Raw genomic sequence first — 616 nt, forward strand, 5'->3', positions numbered from 1 at the left:
CTCCTCCAAATACTACAAGGGCTATAACTAGCCAAAGTAAAGTACGTTTTTTCATCTCTTTCCTCCTATATAGCGGAATCTAAGTATATTATATCATGAATGTAAAAAAAAAATACTTTTAGCAAGTATTCTAAGTTGGTAGAGAATGAGTAATATTAAATTTGAGTAAAAATTATCAAAGGTTTTTAAGTTACTGTTAGTCATAAAGATCCCATAAATTTCCTTTCAAAATTCTTATTGGTTGCATTTGAATAATAACAAGTTTCTCAGGGATTTCATTTAAATTACGTTTTAGTGGAAAACCTAATGTAAATTTAGTATCCTTATTATTATTGATTCTACCGTTCACTGTCATCATATAACCTCCGCCTTGAGGAGTTCCATTTCCTACCTGACCAACTTCCATACTATCCCAATCAAATTGGACACTCTCAACTTTTGAATTCCAAGATTTAACGAAGTTCGCCATTTCCTCTTCATGCTCCTTCAGATAAGCCAACTGCTTAGCCCGTGGGCTCAGAGTTATTCCTCCAAATAGATTTGTTTCCTGTGCCATCCATGCGCCTCCTCCAAATACTACAAGGGCTATAACTAGCCAAACCAAAGTACGTTTTTT

At 34.3% G+C, this 616-nt stretch carries 1 protein-coding gene; it reads right to left on the bottom strand.

Annotated elements, in window-relative coordinates:
• Positions 1 to 196: 196 nt before the first annotated feature.
• A partial coding sequence (locus GMD6S_RS09950; protein ID WP_008295134.1) for a hypothetical protein occupies positions 197 to 616 on the bottom strand: 420 nt, incomplete at its 5' end.

Source organism: Streptococcus sp. GMD6S (assembly GCF_000297015.1).